11 protein-coding genes, 17 tRNA genes and 2 rRNA genes (1 of these 30 running past the window's edge) are annotated in these 15595 nt (G+C 38.0%); 29 read left to right on the top strand and 1 reads right to left on the bottom strand.

All coding sequences use genetic code 11. The features are described 5' to 3' along the window. The 19 genes from ACWATA_RS22285 to ACWATA_RS22195 form a co-directional block, all read left to right on the top strand. A 23S ribosomal RNA gene (locus tag ACWATA_RS22285) occupies positions 1-187 on the top strand; it begins 2749 nt to the left of the window's first position. A gap of 110 nt (positions 188-297) precedes the next feature. Then, positions 298-413 (top strand): 5S ribosomal RNA (rrf, locus tag ACWATA_RS22280). 9 nt (positions 414-422) lie between these two features. Further along, a tRNA-Asn gene (locus tag ACWATA_RS22275) sits at positions 423-497 on the top strand. Between the two features lie 3 nt (positions 498-500). Next, positions 501-592: transfer RNA gene (locus tag ACWATA_RS22270), tRNA-Ser, on the top strand. Positions 593-613: 21 nt separating this feature from the next. After that, positions 614-688, top strand: a tRNA-Glu gene (locus tag ACWATA_RS22265). A gap of 23 nt (positions 689-711) precedes the next feature. Further along, positions 712-787 (top strand) — tRNA-Val (locus tag ACWATA_RS22260). Between the two features lie 11 nt (positions 788-798). After that, positions 799-875, top strand: a tRNA-Met gene (locus ACWATA_RS22255). 3 nt (positions 876-878) lie between these two features. Beyond that, positions 879-954 (top strand) — tRNA-Asp (locus ACWATA_RS22250). Between the two features lie 15 nt (positions 955-969). Beyond that, positions 970-1045 (top strand) — tRNA-Phe (locus tag ACWATA_RS22245). Positions 1046-1070: 25 nt separating this feature from the next. Then, positions 1071-1146 (top strand) — tRNA-Thr (locus ACWATA_RS22240). Positions 1147-1156: 10 nt separating this feature from the next. Continuing rightward, positions 1157-1240, top strand: a tRNA-Tyr gene (locus tag ACWATA_RS22235). Between the two features lie 5 nt (positions 1241-1245). Next, positions 1246-1319, top strand: a tRNA-Trp gene (locus ACWATA_RS22230). A gap of 30 nt (positions 1320-1349) precedes the next feature. Next, positions 1350-1425, top strand: a tRNA-His gene (locus tag ACWATA_RS22225). Between the two features lie 28 nt (positions 1426-1453). Then, positions 1454-1528 (top strand) — tRNA-Gln (locus tag ACWATA_RS22220). Positions 1529-1533: 5 nt separating this feature from the next. Then, positions 1534-1608 (top strand) — tRNA-Gly (locus tag ACWATA_RS22215). 37 nt (positions 1609-1645) lie between these two features. Then, positions 1646-1719: transfer RNA gene (locus tag ACWATA_RS22210), tRNA-Cys, on the top strand. A gap of 14 nt (positions 1720-1733) precedes the next feature. Beyond that, positions 1734-1822: transfer RNA gene (locus ACWATA_RS22205), tRNA-Leu, on the top strand. 30 nt (positions 1823-1852) lie between these two features. Beyond that, positions 1853-1934, top strand: a tRNA-Leu gene (locus tag ACWATA_RS22200). Positions 1935-2006: 72 nt separating this feature from the next. Beyond that, positions 2007-2080 (top strand) — tRNA-Gly (locus ACWATA_RS22195). Between the two features lie 115 nt (positions 2081-2195). Here ACWATA_RS22195 and ACWATA_RS22190 read toward each other — a convergent pair. Beyond that, positions 2196-2861: a B3/B4 domain-containing protein gene (locus tag ACWATA_RS22190; protein ID WP_033580874.1), complete on the bottom strand. Its 666-nt coding sequence runs from the start codon at positions 2859-2861 to the stop codon at positions 2196-2198. Positions 2862-2990: 129 nt separating this feature from the next. Between ACWATA_RS22190 and queG the strand changes: the two genes are divergently transcribed. From queG to ACWATA_RS22140, 10 genes are all read left to right on the top strand, one after another. Next, complete coding sequence (gene queG, locus ACWATA_RS22185; protein WP_473050181.1) at positions 2991-4127, top strand: tRNA epoxyqueuosine(34) reductase QueG; 1137 nt, start codon at positions 2991-2993, stop codon at positions 4125-4127. A gap of 72 nt (positions 4128-4199) precedes the next feature. After that, positions 4200-5087: an amidase domain-containing protein gene (locus tag ACWATA_RS22180; RefSeq protein WP_028412692.1), complete on the top strand. Its 888-nt coding sequence runs from the start codon at positions 4200-4202 to the stop codon at positions 5085-5087. 64 nt (positions 5088-5151) lie between these two features. After that, the gene (gene trmL, locus ACWATA_RS22175; RefSeq protein WP_016762878.1) at positions 5152-5625 is read left to right on the top strand and encodes a tRNA (uridine(34)/cytosine(34)/5-carboxymethylaminomethyluridine(34)-2'-O)-methyltransferase TrmL; all 474 of its coding nucleotides are present in this window, start codon (positions 5152-5154) and stop codon (positions 5623-5625) included. A gap of 458 nt (positions 5626-6083) precedes the next feature. Continuing rightward, complete coding sequence (locus ACWATA_RS22170; RefSeq protein WP_013055179.1) at positions 6084-7979, top strand: PrkA family serine protein kinase; 1896 nt, start codon at positions 6084-6086, stop codon at positions 7977-7979. A 324-nt stretch (positions 7980-8303) separates the two neighbouring features. Next, complete coding sequence (yhbH, locus tag ACWATA_RS22165) at positions 8304-9482, top strand: sporulation protein YhbH (RefSeq protein WP_028412691.1); 1179 nt, start codon at positions 8304-8306, stop codon at positions 9480-9482. A gap of 104 nt (positions 9483-9586) precedes the next feature. After that, the gene (locus ACWATA_RS22160; protein WP_028412690.1) at positions 9587-10618 is read left to right on the top strand and encodes a DUF3231 family protein; all 1032 of its coding nucleotides are present in this window, start codon (positions 9587-9589) and stop codon (positions 10616-10618) included. Positions 10619-10761: 143 nt separating this feature from the next. Beyond that, positions 10762-11658, top strand: a complete 897-nt coding sequence (locus tag ACWATA_RS22155) for a cation diffusion facilitator family transporter (RefSeq protein WP_226313313.1) — start codon at positions 10762-10764, stop codon at positions 11656-11658. 105 nt (positions 11659-11763) lie between these two features. Next, entirely contained in the window at positions 11764-13290 is a 1527-nt protein-coding gene (locus ACWATA_RS22150; protein ID WP_473050180.1) for a spore germination protein, read from the top strand. After that, entirely contained in the window at positions 13283-14374 is a 1092-nt protein-coding gene (locus tag ACWATA_RS22145; protein ID WP_165636554.1) for a GerAB/ArcD/ProY family transporter, read from the top strand. Before ACWATA_RS22150 ends, ACWATA_RS22145 begins: the two co-directional genes overlap by 8 nt. Then, a complete protein-coding gene (locus tag ACWATA_RS22140; protein ID WP_473050179.1) occupies positions 14364-15473 on the top strand; it encodes a Ger(x)C family spore germination protein in 1110 nt (369 codons plus the stop codon). The genes ACWATA_RS22145 and ACWATA_RS22140 overlap by 11 nt, the downstream gene beginning before the upstream one ends. Positions 15474-15595: the final 122 nt, after the last annotated feature.

Raw genomic sequence — 15595 nt, 5'->3', positions numbered from 1 at the left:
CGCTGGGTAGCTATGTGTGGACGGGATAAGTGCTGAAAGCATCTAAGCATGAAGCCCCCCTCAAGATGAGATTTCCCATAGCGCAAGCTAGTAAGATCCCTGAAAGATGATCAGGTTGATAGGTCAGAGGTGGAAGCGTGGCGACATGTGTAGCTGACTGATACTAATCGATCGAGGACTTAACCAAACTTTTAAAAGCGTAAGCTTTACTCAGCAACCTGTTATCTAGTTTTGAAAGAACAAAACTTTTTCAAAAAAGTCTTGCTTTCTTTTTTAAATCATGTATAATATAATATGTCTGGTGGCGATAGCGAAGAGGTCACACCCGTTCCCATACCGAACACGGAAGTTAAGCTCTTTAGCGCCAATGGTAGTTGGGACTTTGTCCCTGTGAGAGTAGGACGTTGCCAGGCTGTTATTATTCCACAGTAGCTCAGTGGTAGAGCTATCGGCTGTTAACCGATCGGTCGTAGGTTCGAGTCCTACCTGTGGAGCCATTTGGAGAGCTGTCCGAGTGGCCGAAGGAGCACGATTGGAAATCGTGTAGGCGGTTAACGCTGTCTCAAGGGTTCAAATCCCTTGCTCTCCGCCATTTTTATTTAATTAGCACAGTGGCCCGTTGGTCAAGCGGTTAAGACACCGCCCTTTCACGGCGGTAACACGGGTTCGAATCCCGTACGGGTCACCATTTATTTTTATCTACATAATAGTGGAGGATTAGCTCAGCTGGGAGAGCACCTGCCTTACAAGCAGGGGGTCGGCGGTTCGATCCCGTCATCCTCCACCATATATTATCATCGCGGGGTGGAGCAGTTCGGTAGCTCGTCGGGCTCATAACCCGAAGGTCGCAGGTTCAAATCCTGTCCCCGCAACCAAGTGGTCCCGTGGTGTAGCGGTTAACATGCCTGCCTGTCACGCAGGAGATCGCGGGTTCGATTCCCGTCGGGACCGCCATTTTAAATTTAATAAGGCTCGGTAGCTCAGTTGGTAGAGCAAAGGACTGAAAATCCTTGTGTCGGCGGTTCGATTCCGTCCCGAGCCACCATTTTAAAAACATTTGTTTTTAAAATGCCGGTGTAGCTCAACTGGTAGAGCAACTGACTTGTAATCAGTAGGTTGGGGGTTCAAGTCCTCTTGCCGGCACCACAGTTATTGTGGAGGGGTAGCGAAGTGGCTAAACGCGGCGGACTGTAAATCCGCTCCTTCGGGTTCGGCAGTTCGAATCTGCCCCCCTCCACCATTTACAGGGGCATAGTTTAAAGGTAGAACTACGGTCTCCAAAACCGTCAGTGTGGGTTCGATTCCTACTGCCCCTGCCAATTATAAAATTAACATTGCATATATACGTGGCGATTGTGGCGAAGTGGTTAACGCACCGGATTGTGGTTCCGGCATTCGTGGGTTCGATTCCCATCAGTCGCCCCATTTATAAACGATATGCATATTCCAATATTGGGCTATCGCCAAGCGGTAAGGCAACGGATTTTGATTCCGTCATGCGTTGGTTCGAATCCAGCTAGCCCAGCCATATTTGCGGAAGTAGTTCAGTGGTAGAACACCACCTTGCCAAGGTGGGGGTCGCGAGTTCGAACCTCGTCTTCCGCTCCAATTTAATTTTAATAAATTTATTTAGTCTTGAGTAAATGGCGGCATAGCCAAGTGGTAAGGCAGAGGTCTGCAAAACCTTTATCACCGGTTCAAATCCGGTTGCCGCCTCCATTTATTTACAAGCTGCCGGGGTGGTGGAATTGGCAGACACACAGGACTTAAAATCCTGCGGTAGGTGACTACCGTGCCGGTTCAAGTCCGGCCCTCGGCACCATTTATAATTTTAACTTGCCTTTTTTATTTTGCCGATGTGGCGGAATTGGCAGACGCGCACGACTCAAAATCGTGTTCCTTCGGGAGTGTCGGTTCGACCCCGACCATCGGTACTTTAGCTTTACTTGACAGGATGATTCCTGTTTTTATTTTTACTTATTGGTCGACAAATTTTGATAATATTTGCGGGTGTAGTTTAGTGGTAAAACCTCAGCCTTCCAAGCTGATGTCGTGAGTTCGATTCTCATCACCCGCTCCATACATATTGTTATCACAACGCAGTGTCTCGCTTTCAAAGCTGAGATGTTGCGTTTTTTATTTTTAGCGTAAATATAGCGTCTATCTTTTCAAGATAGACGCTATATTTACGTACATCAGTTAATGACTTGATAGGTTGCTTCGCCGCCGTGAATTTGAATGAACATGTCACTTAAGGATTTAGTTAGTTTATAAGCCTGTTCTTCTGAAAGTGAAGGTTTTAAATAGATGAACTGTACAGCTTGTGTTGTCTTTTCAGTTACGTACGCTCGGTTAGAATCGACATAAGGGCTTCCGAAAGCTCCTAGGGCATCTTTTGAAATGATTTTATTTTCTAAAGAAATGTTACGTTCATTTAGAGCTTCGTAAGACTCTTCTTTTTTACCGATAGTAAATTCAACGTGGCCCTCTATATTAGAAGAATCATAAATTCCAATTGGTACTTCATATTGCAATGAAAAAAAGTTATTAATGTCCACAGCAGAATTGATAGAAGGAAGATACGTTTGTTTTCCTATCCGTCGAATTAAAGCTTCTATAGAAGGACGGTATTTACTTGGATCCGTTCCAAATGTTTTGAAAAGCTTTCTCCACTCGCTAACACCTTCAAATTCTGTTACTTTTTTTGACTCAAGGTCAAAATAAATGGATTCTTGAAAAAGGCGCAGACGTCCTTTTAGCATTTGAGGAGAATCGCCAACTTCAATATTTTTATACTGAATGATTCCCATTTTAAAAGAAGGGCAAAGCTGTTTAATAGCGGGTGATAATGTAAAGTTCATTTTTTTGATCCTTTCTATTATAATTAGTATTTGTTCGTTTATAGATACCATCCTATCATTTCATTGAGTGAGAAAACAGTTCAATGCATGAATATATAGAATTTCTTAGAAAGGAGGCTATTACTCACTATGAATGCGTATCAGTTGAAGGAAGAAATTATTTCATACAGCAAAGAGATTGGAATCGATAAGATTGGATTTGCGAGTGCTTCTATGTTTGATGAGTTAAAGAATCGATTGTTAGCACAGCAAGAGTTAGGTTATGCTTCAGGCTTTGAGGAACCTGATATTGAAAAAAGAGTAGATCCCACATTAGTTGTTCCAAAAGCTAGATCCATTATTTCAATTGCACTTGCGTATCCTTCTAAATTAAAGGATGCACCAAAGAGCACAAAGGAAGATCGCCGAGGGATCTTTTGCCGTGCTTCTTGGGGACAAGATTATCATACGGTTTTACGTGATAGGCTTCAAAAGCTTGAAGCTTTCATAAAAGAAAAAGTACCTGCAGCTATCCTTCAATCGATGGTAGATACAGGCGAGCTGTCGGACCGAGCTGTAGCAGAAAGAGCTGGTATTGGCTGGAGCGGTAAGAACTGTGCCATTATCACACCTGAATTCGGTTCCTACGTGTATTTAGGGGAAATGATTACAGATATCCCGTTTCCTCCTGATAAACCGATAGAAGACGGCTGTGGTACTTGTAATAAGTGCGTGGATGTGTGCCCTACCGGTGCGCTTGTAACAGGCGGTCAGCTGAATTCGCAGCGATGTATTGCCTTTTTAACCCAAACAAAAGGATTTTTAGCTGAAGAATTTCGAAGTAAATTAGGCAATCGTTTATATGGCTGTGATACATGTCAAACTGTGTGTCCTGAAAATAAAGGCAAAGCCTTTCATTTTCACCCTGAGATGGAGCCTGACCCAGAACTTGCGAAGCCTAAATTAAAACCGCTTTTAACGATGAGTAATCGTGAGTTCAAAGAGAAATTTGGACATGTTTCAGGGTCATGGAGAGGGAAAAAGCCAATTCAGCGTAATGCCATTATTGCACTTGCCCATTTTAAAGACCAAACCGCTGTTCCAGATTTAATTGAGTTAATTAAAAATGACGTTCGCCCTGTCATTAGAGGAACGGCGGCATGGGCGTTAGGCAAAATTGGTGATAAAGAAGCATTAGATACACTTATGAACTTAAGAGAAAAAGAAAAGGACCAAGAAGTAATTGAAGAAATGTCAAAAGGTATAGAGATGCTTCAAGAGATCTAAACCGTATTTTTATTGATAAAGTTAGCTAATGAGTCATAGCGTATAATAAACGCTTAGAAAAGTGGTGACATTATGCTAACAAAAAGGAATGTATTATATACTTTAATTAAAGCGCGTGCGGACAGCTATGTAAAAGGTGAGCTTCATGAAGACTTTAAGCCTTTCATTGAACAGCAGTGTGAGCTAAAGCGGTCTCTTGTAAAAAAAAGAGAAGTTGATGTTTTAAAATGTAATATGAAAGGTTCTATTCAATCTGCTCATACGGATCAGGAAGAAACAAGAGTATTATATAAGGTGCACATTCAGGCATTTTTAAAACAAAACGATTTTTTCTATATAGAAGAAGAAATTGAAGATCGTTTAGCTCTTTTTTATAAAGATACACTTATTCAAGATGAGCTGCTGGTAAAGGATTTTTCTGAAGATGAGGTTGAAATGGATGTAGAAGAAGTAGAGGAAGACGAAGAAAGAGCCTCTTATTATGATCGTCTTGCAGCTGTTCAGTATGCAGAAAAACATTGGGATAAACCTAATGAAAGTTATAAGCAGTTTGAGGTAAACTGCACCAACTATATCTCACAGTGTTTGCATGCAGGAAAGGCGCCGATGCGGGGGTATCCTAAAAAAGCAAACGGATGGTGGATGAGAGGGAACGCCTGGAGCTATAGCTGGGCCGTTGCTCATTCCATGCACAGCTATTTAAGTAACTCCAAATCAGGACTTCGGGCTGTGAGGAAATCCTCAGCAAGCGAACTTGTCCCGGGAGACGTTATCTGCTACGATTTTGAAGGAGATGGAAGATGGAATCATACGACGATTGTTGTAGCAAAAGACGGTCACGGTATGCCTCTTGTGAATGCGAACACGTATAATAGTCGAATGAGATATTGGGCTTATGAAGATTCAACGGCTTACACGCCAAAGATTAAGTATGATTTTTTCCATATCGTTGATCGGTAAGTCTTTCGTTTTAGCAAGTTAGTGGTATAATGATGAATAGATTTGTTAGCAGAGGTGAAAATTTGTGGGAGTACACGTAGTGTTATTTCAACCAGAAATTCCAGCAAATACAGGAAATATTGCGCGAACATGTGCAGCAACAAATACGACGCTGCATTTAGTTCGGCCGTTAGGCTTTTCAACAGATGATAAAATGTTAAAGCGAGCTGGATTGGATTACTGGGAATTTGTAAATGTGGTGTATCATGATTCATTAGAAGAAGTATTTGAAAAGTATCCTGAAGCAGGCTTTTACTTCATCACAAAATTTGGTCAACAGCCACATACAACATTTGATTATAGTGACTTAGAGCAGGATCATTTCTTCGTATTTGGGAGAGAAACAAAGGGTCTGCCAAAGCACATTATTGAAGAGAACATGGAAAGATGTCTTCGTTTACCGATGACAGAAAATGTTCGTTCTTTAAATTTATCTAATACAGCAGCTATTTTAATCTATGAAGCGCTGCGTCAACAAAATTACGCTGGTTTATCTTAAATAAAAAGCGAGGTTCAATAAAATTTGAACCTCGCTTTTTTATTTATGTCGACGATGATATGTAGTGGTTATTTTTTAACACCCGGTTTATCATTGTATCCCGCTCTGAAGATGGATGCTAAAAAAGCAATTGTTACTCCTAATACTAAAAGTAAGCGCATTGATTTTCCTCCTCAATCTAATTAAAAGGATTATACAGCTACTGCAGTTAAAACCGACTTCCCATATCTCATGATGATAATAATGACAAAATAACTCTTCTAGAGACGTAAGTTCTCTAATAAAATTTAACCGTTCCTTCTTACTCTTTTATTATAGCTAATAAATACTTCACTGTGAATGCCTAGCAAGGACAAATTTCTGAATTTTACAATTTAAAAAGCATGTTCAAACATTTTGCTGCATAGATTGTATTAATCTTGTTCACTAGCACCATAACTAGTAGGGGAGGTCCTTTAATGGATATATTAAAGAAAGTTGAAAGATACCGCGAAGAAGAGAATCGTCTTAAGTGGGAAGGGACATTTGAAGAGTACCTAAAGCTGATTAAAGATGAGCCTTTAATTGCTCAGCCTGCACACTCTAGAGTATACAACATGATAAAGGATGCAGGAATTGAAGAGGTAAATGGTAAAAGACATTATAAATTTTTCAGTGGACAAATGTTTGGACTTGAAGATTCGCTAGAACGCTTGGTGGAAGAATATTTTCACCCAGCTGCAAAGCGTTTAGATGTTCGTAAACGTATTTTACTTTTAATGGGTCCAGTAAGTGGTGGTAAATCGACGCTAGTGACCATGTTAAAAAGAGGGCTTGAAGCTTATTCGCTTACTGATCGAGGAGCTGTTTACGCTATTAAAGGATGCCCAATGCATGAAGATCCGCTGCATTTAATTCCACATCATTTACGTAAAGACTTCTTTGAAGAGTATGGTATCCGAATTGAAGGAAACTTATCTCCTTTAAATACAATGCGATTAGAGGAAGAGTATGGCGGCAGAATTGAAGACGTCATCATCGAACGCATTTTCTTCTCAGAGGACAAACGAACTGGAATTGGAACGTTCAGTCCTTCTGATCCGAAATCTCAAGACATTGCTGACCTAACAGGAAGCATTGACTTTTCAACAATTGCAGAGTATGGATCTGAGTCAGATCCGCGCGCTTACCGCTTTGACGGAGAGCTTAATAAAGCAAACCGGGGAATGATGGAGTTCCAAGAGATGTTAAAATGTGACGAGAAATTTTTATGGCATTTACTCTCTTTAACCCAAGAAGGAAACTTTAAAGCAGGAAGATTTGCTTTAATTAGTGCAGATGAATTAATCGTAGCGCATACAAATGAAACAGAGTATCGCTCGTTTATTTCCAATAAGAAAAATGAAGCTTTGCATTCACGAATTATTGTAATGCCTGTTCCATATAACTTAAAAGTGAGTGATGAGGAAAAAATTTATGACAAAATGATTCGTGAAAGTGACGTATCAGATGTTCATATTGCCCCTCATACGCTACGTATTGCGTCTATCTTTACTACGTTAACAAGATTAAAAGAGCCTAAAAAAGGCGATATCGATTTGTTAAAGAAAATGCGCTTATACGACGGTCAATCTGTAGAAGGCTATAACGATGCAGACGTAGAAGAGTTACAAAAAGAGTATACGGATGAAGGAATGAGCGGTATTGATCCGCGTTATGTCATTAACCGCATTTCATCTACCATCATTCGAAAAGATATTAAATCAATCAATGCATTAGATGTACTGCGTTCATTGAAGGAAGGGTTAGCACAGCATGCGTCTATTTCTGCTGAGGACCGAGAGCGTTACCTGAATTATATTTCTCTGGCGCGTAAAGAATATGATGAAATTGCTAAAAAAGAAGTGCAAAAAGCGTTCGTTTATTCTTACGAAGAGTCTGCTAAAACATTAATGGATAATTATTTAGATAATGTCGAAGCATACTGCAACAAAAATAAGCTTCGTGATCCGTTAACAGGAGAAGAGTTAAATCCAGATGATAAATTAATGCGTTCAATTGAAGAACAAATTGGTATTTCAGAAAATGCGAAAAAAGCATTCCGCGAAGAAATCTTAATTCGTATTTCCGCTTATGCACGTAAAGGAAAACGATTTGACTATAATTCTCATGAACGCTTACGTGAAGCGATTCAGAAAAAACTGTTTGCAGATTTAAAAGACGTAGTGAAAATTACAACGTCCACTAAAACACCAGATGAGCAGCAGCTGAAGAAAGTAAATGAAGTAGTGGCTCGATTGATTGATGAGCATGGATACAATTCAGTATCTGCTAATGAACTGCTGCGCTATGTAGGAAGTTTGTTAAATCGATAACTCAGTACTAACAAGAAAACATGGCACTTCCGATCTGTGCCATGTTTTTCTTATCTCTTAAAATAAACTCTGCATAATTAGGCTATTGTGTAGTACGCATTGCACTTAACCATCATATGATAAGTCATAAACATATACATGACACTAGACACTATAAAATGAATAGTTAATAGTAAAAGAATTAGTTAGCAAGTATACCATTCTTGCGCATAGGATAAGAGTAACCAACCTTTGAACTAAAGGTATTTGTCAGAAACTTTCGGTATAGCTTATGCATGCCGAGTAAAAACGTGCAGGTGTTTTTTAAATAAGGAGGGTAATAGCGTGGGAAAAGAAGTAGATAAAAGTTTTGCTGTCTCAAAAGAAGACTGGTCCCTCCATCGTAAAGGCCACGATGATCAAAAAAGACATCAAGAAAAAATTAAAGAAGCCATTAAAAATAATTTACCGGACTTAATTACAGAAGAAAATATCGTGATGTCCAATGGAAGAGAAGTTGTTAAAATCCCGATCAAATCATTGGATGAATATCGAATTCGGTACAATTATGATAAAAACAAACATGTGGGTCAAGGTGATGGAGACAGTAAAGTTGGGGATGTAGTAGCACGTGACGGATCTGCTGGAGATGGTCAAAAAGGAGCAGGAAAAGGTCAAGGAGCAGGTGACCAGGCTGGAGAAGACTACTTTGAAGCGGAAGTGTCCCTCATGGAACTTCAAGAGGCTTTATTTGCTCAATTAGAACTGCCTAATCTTCAGCGAAAAGAATCTGATCAAATTGTTGTGGAACACATTGAATTTAATGATATACGACGTACAGGTTTGATGGGGAATATTGATAAAAAACGAACGATGATGAGCGCTTATAAGCGAAACGCAATGACAGGAAAGCCTGCTTTTCATCCTATTTATCCGGAGGATTTAAAATTTAAAACGTGGAATGAAGTTATAAAGCCAGAATCGAAAGCAGTCGTTTTAGCTATGATGGATACGAGCGGTTCGATGGGCATATGGGAAAAATATATGGCACGAAGCTTTTTCTTTTGGATGACACGCTTTTTACGTACGAAATACGAAACGGTGGAAATTGAATTTATTGCGCATCATACAGAGGCAAAAGTAGTGTCAGAAGAAGACTTCTTCTCCAAAGGAGAAAGTGGAGGAACCATCTGCTCATCTGCTTACCGAAAAGCACTTGAATTAATTAACCAAAAGTATGATCCGAGCCGTTATAATATTTACCCGTTTCATTTTTCAGATGGTGATAACTTAACTTCAGATAACGCAAGGTGTGTAAAGTTAGTAAATGAATTAATGAAAGTGTCAAATATGTTTGGGTATGGGGAAGTGAATCAGTACAATCGACATTCCACTTTAATGTCTGCGTACAAAAACATTCAAGACGAAAGCTTTAGACACTTTATTTTAAAACAAAAATCAGACGTTTTTCATGCGATGAAAAGCTTTTTTAGAAAAGAGACCGAAGACCAAAAATATGCATAACCTAAAAGGCCTAGACTTGTTATCTAGGTCTTTTTTATGCGGTTTATTCAGCGCTTCTTTGGAGATAGTAAAAGTACGACTTTATCCAAAAGGAGAATAAGTGAATGAACGAAAATATAAAGAGTGAAATGCAAAAACATCAACAAAATCAGCGGTTGAATGCAGCCGAGTTAGGTTACTTATGGGCGCAATATTTAGGCGATACGCTGTATGTATGCGTTCTTGGATATTTTCTATCTGTTGTAAAAGATCCAGAGATTAAGGAACTTTTAAAAAAAGCACATCAGTTTTCACAAACTCATGTAGACGAATTGACGGAATTATTCAGTTCAGAAAAAATTCCAATTCCAGTAGGGTTTGGGGAACAAGATGTGAACAAAGGAGTTCCTGCTTTATTTGATGATATTTTTATGGCTATTTATGTAAACGAAATGGCCATTGGAGGTATGAAGAAATATGCCAGAGCGCTAAGCGCAGTGAGAAGGCAAGATATTTATGACCACCTATCTCGATGTGTAAAAGAAAGCGACATTCTTTTAGAGAATTCTAACCACGTTATTTTAAGAAAAAGCATGCTGATGAGACCTCCGGTTATTCCTTATCCTGTAAAAGTGAATTTTGTGGACGAAAAAACATTTATATCACCATTTTTCTCTCAAATGCATCCTTTAACTTCTTTAGAGGTTACCGCTATTCAAGAAATTGTTAATACAAATGTATTAGGTAAAACGCTGATGCTGGCCTTTAGTCAAGTAGCTACCACACAAAAATTACGCTCTTATTTTTTTGATGGAGTCAAGCTTGCAAGTAAGCAAATCAAGCACTTCACCGAATTACTGTCTGAAGCTGATTTACCAAGTCCGAGGCTGCTTGATGCATATGTAACCAACTCAACGATTTCACCGTTTTCAGATAAGCTGATGATGTATCATACTTCTACAGCGGTGACGATCGCTATTGATAACTGCGGTGCTGGTTTGTCTATGGCCTTCCGTTCGGATGTAGCAGTAGAATTTTCTCAGCTAATTGGGCGTATAGGGAAGTATGGAAAAGATGGAATTCGAATTATGATTGAGCAAGGGTGGATGGAAGAACCTCCAATGGCAACTGATCGTAAGAAGTTGGCAGAGAAATAAGAAAGATATGTTGTGGATTATCAGTAATTTTGCGGTGCTGAAACATATATAGCTAAATGAAAATAGGTTGCTCTAGACCCACTTGAATGAACAGTGATAAGATAAAAAAGCTGATTTTTCAAGAAGTAAGTCGAGGTGTGCAAATGAATAATAGTATAAGGGAGTCCATTGCGAAAAAAGTAGCATGGATTAGCGTATGGAGCAATATTGCCCTTACGCTAGGAAAAGTAATAGTAGGATGGATTGGAAATAGTGATGCCGTATTTGCTGATGGTATTCACTCTGCAGCGGACGTATTTGCCTCTATTATTGTCTTGTTGGTTATACGAGTAGCAAATAAGCCAGCAGATGATGATCATCCATACGGGCATGGAAAAGCAGAAGTAATTGTCTCAGGAATTGTAGGAATTATTTTATTGCTTGTATCATTTTATGTGGTATTTGAAGGAGTCGTTGGTTTATTCCATCCGGTTGAATCTCCAAATATTTTAGCCATGTGGATTGCTGTTATTTCATACATAGCAAAGGTATTGTTGTACCGTTATTCTTTAAACGTAGCGAAGCAGCACCACAGTAAGGCAATTGAGGCAATTGCATTTGATCATAAAGCAGATATTGTTGCTTCTATTGCGGCGGCAATTGGTGTTTTATTATCCATTATTGGTGATAAAATGGATGTTCAACTGCTGTTATACGGAGATAAAATAGCAAGTATCTTTGTTGCTTATTTAATTTTTAACATTGCCAGACAAATGATGGGAGAGTCTTTTCAAATCTTAATGGAAGGCAATATTGATGAAGAGCTACTGAAAGAACTTGAAGAAAGTATTTATGAATTTGAAGATGTGAAGCGGATTGATCGCGTCCGAGCAAGAGAACATGGCCATTACATATTAGTGGATGTACGTATTTCAATTGACCACTTTAAAACAATTAAGGAAGGTCATGATTTAGGACGAGAAATCAAAGCTACACTTATGAAAAAGCATGATAATATTCAAGAAGTACTGATTCATTTGAATCCGTATTTTCCAGATTAAAAAGACGCAGCGAAAAAATTTCCGCTGCGTCTTTTTGCATTTTTTTACATACTATTTATTTTTTTAGAAACAATGAATAATAACAAGAGACATCGAGGCAGGTGAGTGGCACTGTTAATCAAACGAAGATCTAAATGGAAAAAAAGTCCTATCTCCCTTGAAGCAGAAGAAAAAGCAGAAATTGAACCTGGTAAAAACATAGAAGAAATTGTAAAAGAACTTGAAGAACGGTTAGATTATTCAAACGATATAGGGAAAAGACAGCTGAAATTTAATCACGAGAGTGCACTTTTAGTCTATTTTGTCCCTCTTATGGATTCAATGAAGCTAAACGATCATGTTATCAAACCTTTATTAATAGAAAAAGAAGGAGAGATAAAAGAAGTCATACAGGCCGCTTCGATTACTCCTACAAAAGATTTGGATGAAATGATTAGTTTAATGAGCCGAGGTGCGTCTATTCTACTAATTGAGAATGATTCGTTTGTTTATGCAATTGACTCTACCAAAACGGCTACAAGAGAAGTTAATCAAGCACTGAACGAAAAAGTGGTTAGAGGTTCACAGGAAAGTTTTGTTGAGAGTTTGGACAAAAATCTAAACATGATGCGTCAAAAATTTTTAGATGGAAGCCTTATTGTACGCTACATCGAAGTAGGCAGTATTTCACGCACTCGAGTAGCAGTTTTATATCTGAAAAATATAGCGAACATAGACATTTGTAATATGATTATTGATCGTATCAAACAAATTGAAGTGGATGGAGTAGATAGTGGGAGTGTCATTGAAGAGGCTCTAGAAGATTCACCTCTGTCACCATTTCCTCAGCTGCTGAATACAGAAAGGCCGGATCGAGTAATGGGTAACTTGTTAGAAGGAAGAATGGCCGTTTTAACAAATGGTAATAGTTCTGCATTGATTGCCCCTGTTAACTTTTTTACTTTTTATCAATCACCCGAAGATTATAATACGCGTGCACTTTATGGCTCATTTTTTCGGCTTTTACGCGTATTTAGTTTTTTTGTTGCGATGAGTTTACCTGCAATTTATATAGCAACGATTTCTTTTCATTACGAGTTAATTCCTCTAGACTTAGTTTTTACCGTAAAAGGCTCTCTTGAGAACGTTCCGTTTCCTCCGATAGTAGAAGCGTTTATTATGGTTTTAATATTAGAGTTACTAAAAGAGGCGTCGCTCAGGCTGCCTTCATCAATTGCTCAAACAATTGGAGTCGTTGGGGGATTAGTTATCGGAACGGCCATCGTTGAGGCGAGTTTAGTTTCAAATATGATGATTATTGTTATTGCTCTAACAGCCGTTTCTTCCTTTGTTGTGCCGTCAAACGAAATGAGTACCACGCTGCGGATTTTAAGTTTTCCTATGATGATTGGAGCAGCCGCTTTTGGCTATTTGGGTATTGTTTTTGTACTAGTTCTTATTGTTATGCATTTAGTTATTTTAGAGTCTATTACGATGCCTTACTTAATCCCTTTTGCGCCATTTAAATTTTCTGGCTTAAAGGATGTTTTTATAAGGATGCATCAGCTCTATTTGAATGAAAGGCCTGCTAACGCTAAGCCTCAAAAACGCCAACGTCAAAAAGCGATAAGGAATTGGGATTCAAATGAATAAAAATAGTATTTCAGCCAGCCAGCTGTTCTTTATCATTTTGCAAACTCAAATTGGTATTGGTGTTTTAGGGTTACCTTATAACTTATTTAAGACGGCGCATACGGACGGCTGGATTTCCATGTTAATTAGCGGGTGTATAATTCAAGTCATTACATTGTTCCACTGGGGACTAACGCATCGGTTGCCAGGTCTAACTTTATATCAAATGACCAGCAAGCTGCTTGGTAAGTGGATAGGAAATTTTCTAAATGTAGGATATGTATTTTATTACATCATTGTTTCAAGTGTTATTACTGTTTTGTATGTAAACGTGTTAAAGCGCTGGCTGTACCACTTGACGCCAGCTTATGTTCTTGTCTTTTTATTAGTTGTTATTGCTCTATATTTTGCAAAAGAGAATGTTCGAAACATAGGGCGTTTTTTTACAATTGTATCTGTATTTTTAATCATTTTAGTCTTACTGGTGTCAAATGCTTATAAAGAGGCTGATGTCCGGTATCTATTTCCGATTGGGCACAGCGGTATTCAAAATATCTTGCTAGCGTCAAAAGAAGGAAGTATCTCAATGCTAGGCTTTGAAGCCATTTTGATTTTAGCACCGTTTGTAAAGGCAAAATCCACTATGACATTGAAAATGGTCATGCTTAGTAATTGTATCGTTACGATTTTATATGTGTATATTATCATTGCTTGTTATATGTTTTTTAGCCCAGATGAAATTTTAATTGTACCAGAACCGGTTTTATATATTTTGAAGGCGACACAAAACTCAGTGATTGAACGAATCGATTTGGTTTTTATTACTTTTTGGATTATTTCTGTTATTACGTCCCTTATTATGTACGTGTATATTTCAAGTGTAGGCATGCAGGAAATATTCAAAAAGAAAACTCACCGTCCGTTTGTTCCAATTGTATTGATATTCGTAACAGGTCTTTCTATTTATTTTTCAAGAACGGATAATCTTGTGGCAGCTTTGTCACAGGCAACTAACTACTTAATTTACGTATTCATTTTCTGTATTCCTATTTGTTTGTTAATTCTATCATGGATAAGAAAAGGAACAGTAAAAAATGAAGTATAAACTTATCAAGGTATTGAGCATATGTTTAATTTTAAGTTTTCTAACAGGATGCTGGGATCAAAAATTGTTAAAAGATACGATGTTTTTGTCTACAGTGGCTTATGAAAAAAAGAAAGATAAGGTGATTTCTACTATTGCGATCCGTTCCTATACGTCTAAAGAAGGGACATTAGTGAATAAAACCTATCATGTAGCAGGGGATTCACCTCGAGACGATCGTACAAAAATTAACCAGCAGGTTTCTGGAATTGTTATGTCTGCTAAAAAAAGAATTGTTTTATTTGAAAATCAATTAGCTAAGGAGGGTGTATTAGAATTATCCGACGTTTTATATCGCACATCAGAAAGTCCTTTGACAGCTAAGTATGTCATTGTAGAAGGAAAGCCGAGTACCATAGTTGAATTACAGCAAGTAGGAGAAGAGCTAATTGGAGAGTATTTAGACGGAGTTGTTCATACGGCTGAAGTCAATTCTTTAGTGCCTGTTGAAACTCTTCAGTCACTTTGTACCGTTTTATTTGATGAAGGAAAAGGACTAGCACTCCCTTATGTGAAATTAAATACTGAAAATAAGACCGTTGATGTAATCGGTACAGCTTTATTTAATGAAGATAAATTTTCAGGCATTACATTAAATCCTGAGGAATCCAAGGTGCTTCTTTTATTAGGAAATCAAAAAGGTAAATATATGATTATGAGTCACAAAATTACCATACATGATCAACAGTATGTAGTATCGTATGATGTGTCAGGCGCTAAAGCAAAAATGCACCTTACACCGGATGCGATGTACGGAGCGAAAGTAACCATACCGCTACATGTAAAAGTAAGCATTAATGAATTTACCAAAAATGAAATGTCATCTCCTGCATTGACAAAAAAGGTGCAGGAAGAAATTGAAAAGATTCTACAAAAAAAAGCTGAAAAAGTAGTTGGAAAGCTACAAAAAGCTAACTGTGATTTTCTGGAAATAGGAAGAGAAGCAGCTGCTTATCATCCGAGTATATGGAAAAGGCTTAAATGGAGACAGGACTATAAAAACATCTCGATTAATCCGAAAGTACAAGTGGAAATTATCCATCGTGGAATTATTAATTAAAAAAAGTCATGCGAAACGCATGGCTTTTTTTAAGTGGAAAAATGTTAGTTTACAAAATAATAAAAAGGGAATTGTATTTATTTATTGATGTGATAGGATAAAAAAGCATATAAATGCATTCA

The organism is Priestia sp. USM5 (assembly GCF_058323215.1).
Note: the sequence above shows the minus strand (reverse complement) of the source record. Positions and strands in the feature narration are given on the sequence as shown.

Excerpts from the sequence above, each read along its gene's own strand:
- ACWATA_RS22145 (WP_165636554.1), top strand. The coding sequence starts at position 13,283 with ATGAATAAAAATAGTATTTCAGCCAGCCAGCTGTTCTTTATCATTTTG.
- ACWATA_RS22140 (WP_473050179.1), top strand. The coding sequence starts at position 14,364 with ATGAAGTATAAACTTATCAAGGTATTGAGCATATGTTTAATTTTAAGT.
- queG (WP_473050181.1), top strand. The coding sequence starts at position 2,991 with ATGAATGCGTATCAGTTGAAGGAAGAAATTATTTCATACAGCAAAGAG.
- ACWATA_RS22155 (WP_226313313.1), top strand. The coding sequence starts at position 10,762 with ATGAATAATAGTATAAGGGAGTCCATTGCGAAAAAAGTAGCATGGATT.
- ACWATA_RS22180 (WP_028412692.1), top strand. The coding sequence starts at position 4,200 with ATGCTAACAAAAAGGAATGTATTATATACTTTAATTAAAGCGCGTGCG.
- ACWATA_RS22160 (WP_028412690.1), top strand. The coding sequence starts at position 9,587 with ATGAACGAAAATATAAAGAGTGAAATGCAAAAACATCAACAAAATCAG.
- ACWATA_RS22190 (WP_033580874.1), bottom strand. The coding sequence starts at position 2,861 with ATGAACTTTACATTATCACCCGCTATTAAACAGCTTTGCCCTTCTTTT.
- ACWATA_RS22170 (WP_013055179.1), top strand. The coding sequence starts at position 6,084 with ATGGATATATTAAAGAAAGTTGAAAGATACCGCGAAGAAGAGAATCGT.